Source organism: Flintibacter sp., assembly GCF_046973065.1.
The window spans coordinates 21,387-28,645 of sequence record NZ_JBKVXZ010000047.1 but is presented as its reverse complement, the minus strand read 5'-3'; the positions used below and the strand labels follow the sequence as shown (position 1 = coordinate 28,645).

The 7,259-nt window shown below is 58.8% G+C and carries 8 protein-coding genes; all 8 read right to left on the bottom strand.

Going from position 1 to position 7,259, the window contains the following annotated elements:
• Nucleotides 1-25 precede the first annotated feature (25 nt).
• A complete protein-coding gene (gene xseA, locus ACLTXB_RS14360) occupies nt 26-1,249 on the bottom strand; it encodes an exodeoxyribonuclease VII large subunit (RefSeq protein WP_428227479.1) in 1,224 nt (407 codons plus the stop codon).
• Nucleotides 1,246-2,190: a DNA-binding protein gene (locus ACLTXB_RS14355; RefSeq protein ID WP_428227478.1), complete on the bottom strand. Its 945-nt coding sequence runs from the start codon at nt 2,188-2,190 to the stop codon at nt 1,246-1,248. The genes xseA and ACLTXB_RS14355 overlap by 4 nt, the downstream gene beginning before the upstream one ends.
• A gap of 2 nt (nt 2,191-2,192) precedes the next feature.
• Nucleotides 2,193-2,687, bottom strand: coding sequence for a transcription antitermination factor NusB (gene nusB, locus ACLTXB_RS14350; RefSeq protein ID WP_008980556.1), 495 nt, complete (start codon nt 2,685-2,687; stop codon nt 2,193-2,195).
• 220 nt (nt 2,688-2,907) lie between these two features.
• Complete coding sequence (locus ACLTXB_RS14345) at nt 2,908-3,870, bottom strand: cell wall hydrolase (protein WP_428227477.1); 963 nt, start codon at nt 3,868-3,870, stop codon at nt 2,908-2,910.
• Nucleotides 3,871-4,179: 309 nt separating this feature from the next.
• Nucleotides 4,180-4,308, bottom strand: coding sequence for an OadG-related small transporter subunit (locus ACLTXB_RS14340; RefSeq protein WP_008980554.1), 129 nt, complete (start codon nt 4,306-4,308; stop codon nt 4,180-4,182).
• Nucleotides 4,309-4,327: 19 nt separating this feature from the next.
• Complete coding sequence (locus tag ACLTXB_RS14335) at nt 4,328-5,473, bottom strand: sodium ion-translocating decarboxylase subunit beta (RefSeq protein WP_428227476.1); 1,146 nt, start codon at nt 5,471-5,473, stop codon at nt 4,328-4,330.
• A gap of 264 nt (nt 5,474-5,737) precedes the next feature.
• Nucleotides 5,738-6,310 (bottom strand): hydrolase, encoded by a 573-nt coding sequence (locus tag ACLTXB_RS14330; RefSeq protein WP_428227475.1) that lies wholly within the window; start codon nt 6,308-6,310, stop codon nt 5,738-5,740.
• Between the two features lie 80 nt (nt 6,311-6,390).
• Nucleotides 6,391-7,227 carry a DegV family protein gene (locus ACLTXB_RS14325; RefSeq protein WP_110440683.1) on the bottom strand — a complete coding sequence of 279 codons (837 nt, stop codon included), beginning with the start codon at nt 7,225-7,227 and terminating at the stop codon, nt 6,391-6,393.
• Nucleotides 7,228-7,259: the final 32 nt, after the last annotated feature.

The following is a 7,259-nucleotide window of genomic DNA, read 5'->3' as shown; positions in this document are numbered from 1 at the left end:
ATATGGCACATCCTTTCCCGGCCCGTTATTGGGCCGTATCACACGCGGTGGTTTCCTCCACCCGGCAGGGCAGCTCCCCGTCTGACACCCGCAGTCGGAATCGCTCTCCAGGCGCGGCATCGCCGGTGTGGGCGATGATGCCTCCGTCTTGCTTCTGGGCGATGGCATAGCCCCGGCCCAGGACCTTCAGAGGGCTCATGGCGTCCAGAGCGGCGGCCAGCTGTCCCGTCCGTGCCCGCTTAACCGCCAACAGATTGGTCATGGCCTGGTCCATGCGGCGGCTCTGGTAATCCAGCAGCACCCGCTTATCCTGGACATAGGCCTTGGGGTCGGTAAGCATCCGGCTCTTTCCCAGCCGCTCCAGCTGCTGGCGACCGCGCAGCAGCCGCTGACGCATCGCCTGCTCCATGCGCTGCTTGCTGCCCAGCAAAGCGGCATACACCTCATTCTGGTCGGGCACCGCCAGCTCGGCGGCGTTGGATGGGGTCGCCGCCCGCAGGTCGGACACAAAGTCAGCGATGGTCACATCAGGCTCGTGGCCCACAGCGGAGATCACCGGGATATTAGAGTCATAGATGGCTTGGGCCACCACTTCTTCATTAAAAGCCCACAGGTCCTCCATGGATCCGCCGCCTCGCCCGGTGATCATGAGGTCAGCCACCTGGTGAAGGTTGGCCCAACGGATGGCAGCAGCGATTTCCTCCGCCGCTCCCTCTCCCTGGACCCGCACGGGCAGGATCTGCACCTGTGCCATGGGCCAACGGGCCCCCAGGATGCGCAGCATGTCCCGTACCGCAGCTCCCGCCGGAGAAGTCACCAGAGCGATGCGCCCCGGCATCCGGGGCAAGGGCTTCTTGTGCTCCTGAGCAAAGAGTCCCTGGCGCAGCAATCGTTCTTTCAACTGTTCAAAGGCTACAAACAGGTCCCCCGCACCCTCTGGGGTGAGGCGGACGCAGTACATCTGGTACTGCCCGTCCCGGGGAAAGACGGTCACCCGCCCGGCGGCGATGACCTGCATCCCGTTCTGAGGCCGGAAACGCAGGGAGGCAGCATCCCCCCGGAACATCACGCACCGTAGGGCTCCCTCCCGGTCTTTCAAAGTAAAGTAGTGGTGACCGGAGGGATACATCTTATAATTGGACAGCTCCCCCCGCACCAACAGGCCGGACAGAAGCCGGTCCCGGTCCATAAAGCCTTTGATATATTGTCCCACCTGACTGGGGGTGAGGATGGACGCTTCCTGTCTCATTGGGCTCTCTCCGGCTCCAGAGCCCGCCAGGTCAAAATGGCGGTACCCATGGCGTTGTCGGTGGAAAAGCGGGGCTGAGCAAAGATGGCTCCGCACTCCCGCTCCATTACCTGGCGCAGCAGAGAATTGGAGGCCACACCTCCGGAGCACAGCACAGGCAGTCCCGGGAAGCGTTCCAGCGCCTGCCGAGTGGCCTTCACCACCGCCCGGGCCACAGTCTCCAGAGCAAAGCGGGCCACAGTCTCCGGGGCCTCCCCTTTCTCCGACATCTGCTTTACCTTATTTTCAATACCCGACAGGGAGAAGGTGCAGTTCTCCACCTTTACTGGGAACGGTTTTACCTTCTCCGCCTGGGCGCTGAGTCCATCCAACGCCTTGCCCGCGGGGAACTGGAGACCCAGCAGCACACCGGTGCGGTCGATGAGCTGCCCGGCGGAAATATCGCTGGTCCCTCCCAGGATTTCCGCCGTCATAGCTACTCCATCCTGCTCCGGCTCTGCCCGCAGCAGCTCGGTGGTGCCCCCCGACAAATGCCAGGCCAAAAACGGCCCCTCCAGCAGATCCAGCCGCCCGGCGGACCAGGCTGCCGCCGCCAGATGTCCCTGCTGGTGGGAGAAGGCAAAAAAGGGTACACCCAAGGTACGGGCCAGACACTGGGCCTGGCTGGTTCCCGCCAAAAAGCAGGGCATGTAAGAGCCCTCCACCGCCCGGGGGCGGGTGCTGGCTCCTACGGCCTGGATATTTTCCAGCTGTCCCTGGGACGCCAGCTGCTCCATCAGCTGAGGCAGCTGCTTGACGTGCTGGAACAGGGCGTCGCTCTGCCGCAGACCCAGCTCACCTGGGCGCACCTGAAGCAGCCGGCCCACGTTCTCCCCCTCCCGGCCGTCAAAGGCCGCCGCAGAGGTGGTGTAGTTGCTGGTGTCCAGCGCCAAGACGGACATACTTACTCCTCCTCGCCGGCAGAGTCGCTCTTCTCCGGCTTAGCGGGGGTATCGGGAAACTCCGTGCGCACAAAGGTACCCAGAATGCCGTTGACAAAGGCGGCCACTTCCTGGGGCTCATACTTCTTGGTCATCTCCACCGCGGCGTCGATGGCGGCGGCGTTGGGGATATCCGGCATATACAGCACCTCATACATGGCGGTGCGCAGAATGGCTGCTGCCATGCGTGGGATGCGGGCAAAAGACCAGCCCACCGCATAGCGGGCAATGTAGTCGTCCAGCTCCGGTCCATGGGCAAATACCCCGCGCACCAGGTCACGGATATACCGCTCCTGCTTCTCATTGGGGAACTGGGCATACAGCTGGGACTCCCCACCCAGCTCCTCAAATCGCTCCCGGGTCAGCTCGCTGTCCAGGACCTCCTCAGCGCTCTGGGTGCCAAAGCCCAGAGAAAAGATCAGATGCACCGCAATCTCGCGGGCCGTACTTCTTGTCATAGTGACTCCTCCGTGGCGCAGTAACCTGCGTTCATTTTCGTTCCAAAGTAAAACGCACTTGTGGAAACGCTGATTTCACAAGGTATATTATATACATGAATATGCAAAAAAGGAAGCCCTAAAATTCACAAACCCGCACCCCTGCTCCCTTCTTCTCTGCATAATCTCCTGAATATGGAAAAAACGTGATCCGCCCGGAAATCCGGACGGATCACGTTTTTTAAGCGTAGAACCGATGACCGCCGATCACGGCCACACAGGTCTTATGTCGGGAGGCCCAGCTGTTGCTGCAGGAGTCAAAATGGGTGGCTCCCTTGGTCTCTTCCACGACACCGCCGTCCAGCACCAGCTTGGCGGCGATGACGCTGTTCTCATTGGGGGTGCGGTAGGCCAGCTTGCCGGACTGATAGGTGGTGAACTGGTTCTTCTGAGCCAGCACGCCCACGATGGTGTTGGGATAGATGGGGTCGTTGACCCGGTTGAGCACTACGTTGCCCACCGCCATCATGCCCTCCAGAGGCTGGTTTCCGCTCTCGGCGTAAATGATACGGCACAGCCAGAACAGGTCGTCCTGGTTATAATACTGGTCCGCGGGGGTCAGCGCACCGCTGCCCCGGGTCACAGCCACCACACCGGTGGCGGCGTTCCAGGTCAGGGAGGCGTCAAAGGCCTCGGTCAGCACGGACAGAGGGACCGTCACCCGGTCGTTTACCAGCTGTACTCCCTCAGGGATGTACAGGTAGCGGCCGTTGGCCACCAGATACAGCTGTCCAACCTTGGCGGTCAAATTCAGCTTGCTGCTGCGCACCGTCACGGTCTGACTGCCGCCGTCCCAAACAACAGAGACGGAGGAGTCCAGCTCCTTGGCCATAGGGACCAGAGCCACATAAGTCGTTCCGCTCTTCTGAGTCTTGCTTACCTCCGAGGAGACCGGCTTGCCGTCAACCGTCAAGGTCCGGTCCATGTCCTCTACCAGAGTCAGCACGCTGGAGCCCGCCACTGCGGTCACCATGTGAGCCTGGTCTGCTTCCTGATCGTGAGTTTCGCTGGCCTGAACCAACTGGGCCCCACGGGGCCCTTTCTCAGTTTGGATCTGCCCGGCGGAATCCTCTTCCACCCCGGCACCCATCAGGAGAAGCAAGGCAAAGGCGCTCAGCGTCAGCGAAAACAGCTTTCGTGTCATTGTCTTCACTCCTATTTAGTTACAAAATTATGTCAACAATTATGACATCAAAAGCAACAGGCTGTTACTTTTGTTACCACATTGTAATCAAATGGAGCCCCGGAAACAAGGGCAAAAATCACTATACTTTCCTTGTTTTACTTGTGCATTTTTTCTGTTCTACTGAAAAAAGCGGCGATTTTTCATTTATTCCGGCATTTTTGTGTACTTTTTCCCCTTCTCATTTTTCACAACTCCACGCTATCTCCGTCCGCTCGGGTTTCCATAAAAACAGCTCCGCCGCAGCGGAGCTGTTAGAAATATATCTTCTTATTTTTTTCGGTTATCGATCTTCTGCATCAGCGCCACCAGCAGGGCAATGACGCCCAGCACCACAAAGATACCCAGCATTCCCTGGCCCATCATCTCCAAGGCCAGGCCGATGTTTTCCATGTTCATATTCGTCTCCTCCTTACGCTCAGCCGATCATATGGGTGGCACAGTACTGCAGGATCACGCCGCCAGCCACCACCGAGGCGATCTGTCCGGATACGTTGGCGGCCACTGCGTGCATCAGCAGATGATTCTGGGGGTCGGCCTCCTGTCCCAGCTTTTCAATGACACGGGAGGACATGGGGAAGGCGGAGATGCCCGCCGCACCCACCATAGGATTGATCTTGTTCTTGGGGGTGAAGAGGTTGAGCACCTTCACAAACAGTACACCCACCACAGAATCCAGCACAAAGGCCACCAGGCCCAGCACCATGATGAGCAGCGTCTCAGGCTTTACAAATTGGTCCGCCTTCATAGAGAAGGAGATGGTGATGCCCAGCAGCAGAGTAATCAGGTTGGCCAGCTCATTCTGGGCGGTCTTAGACAGGGTGGTGAGCACTCCGCACTCCCGGATGAGATTGCCGAACATGAGAAAGCCCACCAGAGCCACCGAGGAGGGGGCTACTAGCCCGGCGATCACCGAGACGATAATGGGGAACAGGATGCGCAGCCGCTTGGACACGCCCTGGACCCGATAGGGCATCCGCATGGCCCGGTCCTTCTTAGTGGTCACCAGCTTGATGGCAAAGGGCTGGATGATGGGTACCAAGGCCATATAGGAGTAGGCAGCCACCGCGATGGCTCCCACATAGTTGGAGTGGAGCACCTGGGAGACCAGGATGGAGGTGGGGCCGTCAGCGGCGCCGATGATACCGATGGAGGCGGCGTCCTTCATATCAAAGCCCAGGGCAGCGGCCAGGAGGATGGTGAGGAAGATGCCCGCCTGGGCAGCGGCGCCGCACAGGAAGAGCTTGGGGTTGGCCAGCAGGGGACCAAAGTCGATCATGGCTCCGATGCCGATGAACAGCAGGATGGGCATGGCCTCACTGGCGCTGATGCCAACCTCAAAGAGCCACTGGATAATGCCGTGGGTCTCCCCCACTCCGGCGGTCACTTGGTTGATCACGCCCGAAGTAGGCAGATTGACCAGGATAGCGCCAAACCCCATGGGCAAGAGCAGGGCGGGCTCAAAGCCTTTCTCAATGGCCAGCCAGATGAGCAATCCGCCCACAACATACATGACCAGCTGCTGCCAGGTGATGGACAGCAGGCTTTCCCACAAAAATTCCATGTGATTTCCTCCCTTGTTGATCTGCGCCGGCATTTTTGGGAGACAGTGCTCCGCACGGTAGAGTTTGCCCAGACGGGTAAGAAAAAAGACCTGCGTTCCGATTCGGAACGCAGGTCTGGTCATTTCAGGCAAAACCAGAGGGATGACTCCCCCATGCTTGTTGGTCCTACCGCACAGCAGACGCTGTGCCGACTACTCCCCTTTGTGGTTTCATGGTAACATGGGAAAAAGCGGTTGTCAACCCCAATCCCCCGGCTCTCTCTGTTAAAGGGCAGCCACAGCGGCCTCAATGGCCTCTTCTTCATCCCGCATGGCGGACAGGGTAAGATCCAGCAGTTTATCCAGATCCCAGCCCAGCATCTCAGCCCCCTGGGCGATCACATCCCGGGAGCAGCCGGCGGCAAACTTCTTATCCTTAAACTTCTTTTTCAGGGATTTAAGCTCCATATCGGACACACTCTTAGAGGGACGCATGAGAGCGGCAGCACCGATCAGTCCGGTCAGCTCGTCGCAGGCAAAGAGCACCTCCTCCATCTCGTGCTCCGGCTTGATGTCCACACAGTGGCCCCAACCGTGACAGGCGGTGGCCCGGATGATGGCCTCATCCACGCCAGCCTCGCGCATCAGCTCCTGAGACTTGACACAGTGCTCCTCCGGCCACATCTCAAAATCCAGATCGTGGAGCAGACCCACCTGGGACCAGAACTTCTTCTCCTCCCCGTAGCCCAGTTTTTGGGCAAACCAGCCCATCACATGCTCCACCGTAATGGCGTGGCGGAGGTGGAAGGGCTCCTTATTATACTGGGTCAGCAATGCCCAGGCCTGCTCTCTTGTCATAGCGATCTCCTCCCAAGTGTGAAGATAGAGGTGTGAGTACACCTCACACCTCTATCAGTGTAAACCAAATTTGCCTCTTGTCAATAGGCCACGACCACGCCGCCGTCGTTGGCGTACACGGTGGTGATGCCTCCCGCGCCAACCACCAGGATCTCACCTACCTGGCACTTGGCAAGGATCTGCTCCTTGACCTTCTCTGCCCGCTCTTTGCAGTTGCAGTGGCAGATGACCAGAGTGCGGCCCACATGGTTGGGGTCGGAAGCGATCTTATCCACCAGCTTGCTCAGGGCCTGCTTCATGGACAGAGCCTGGCCCAGCTTGCAGATCTCGCCCTCAGGAGTAGCACCCATAAACAGCTTGATTTTCAGCGCGCCGGTAACCACCGCCTGCAGCTTGGTCAGGCGGCCATTCTTGCGCAGGTTTTCCAGAGTCTCCAGCACAAACATAGTCTGCATCTGGTAGATATACTGCTCCACCTCCCGCACGACCTTTTTAAAGGGCATGCCGGACTGGGCCAGTTCCCGAATCTTCAGCGCCACCAGCACCTCACCCGCGGCCGCGGAACAGGAGTTGAACACATGCACATTGACGCCGGGCTCGTCCTCTTCCAGCAGCACCCGAGCCTGTTCGGCGCTGTTGTGGGAGCCGCTGAGCAAAGCGGACAGAGTAACCACATATACGTCCTCCACGCCGCACTGATAGGCATCCAGATAGGCCTGAGGAGAGGGGCAGGCGGTGGAAGGAGCCTGCTCACTCTGCTTCATAGACCAGAGCAGGTCGGCCTGGTCAAAGGTATCGTCATCCACAAAGGTACTGCCATTGGAGTGAATGGTCAGCGGCACCTTGACAAAGCAGGGATCTTTCAGCATCTGAGCGGTCAGGTCGCAGCAGCTGTCCACAACAATCTTAAAACTCATGTGTTTCATCTCCAAATGTGATTTTAAAAATC